Genomic DNA, 518 nt, shown 5'->3' with positions numbered 1-518 from the left:
ATCGTGACGACGCGCTTGAGCACCGGGCCGACGCACGTCGTGCTGCAGGTGATCGACAATGGGCCGGGTATTCCGGCCGCGCTGCAGTCCGAGGTTTTCGAGCGGTTCGCCCGCGGCGATACGTCACGGTCCCGCCAAGCCGGTAGCACCGGGCTCGGCCTGGCGATCGTCTCCGCTGTGGTCAAGGCGCACAACGGAACGATCACCGTGAGTAGCTCACCCGGATATACCGAGTTTGCGGTGCGGTTGCCACTTGACGGATGGCAACCGCTCGAATCGTCGCCGCGCTAGGCCTGACTGCCCGGCTCCGACGCGCTGTTCACAGCCCGCATCGACACGCTTTAGGTTAGGAACAGGTCACCTCGATTTCGAACGACTTGTTCACCGGTGACATCGGGTTGGCCATGTCGACCCCGGTAGCGGTCCCAGTGATCTTGTAGTGGCTGCCGTCCTTGGTTGCCGAGGCGTTACCCTGTCCGGTGCCCGACGTGTATCCCAGCGTGACGCCGTTGACGTTA

Annotated in this window: 1 protein-coding gene and 1 pseudogene; one reads left to right on the top strand and one right to left on the bottom strand. The window is 63.7% G+C overall.

What is annotated here, in order from left to right; translation table 4 throughout:
- Positions 1-291: sensor histidine kinase (locus FJR74_RS08490; protein WP_140915077.1), on the top strand; the 291-nt coding region annotated here is incomplete at its 5' end.
- A gap of 55 nt (positions 292-346) precedes the next feature.
- On the opposite strand, the pseudogene lpqH reads toward FJR74_RS08490, so the two are convergent.
- Positions 347-518: pseudogene (gene lpqH / locus FJR74_RS08485) on the bottom strand (lipoprotein LpqH); the annotation flags it as partial.

The sequence above is a fragment of the Metamycoplasma neophronis genome (assembly GCF_006491995.1).
GTDB lineage: Bacteria > Bacillota_I > Bacilli_A > Mycoplasmatales > Metamycoplasmataceae > Metamycoplasma > Metamycoplasma neophronis.
Note: the sequence above shows the minus strand (reverse complement) of the source record. Positions and strands in the feature narration are given on the sequence as shown.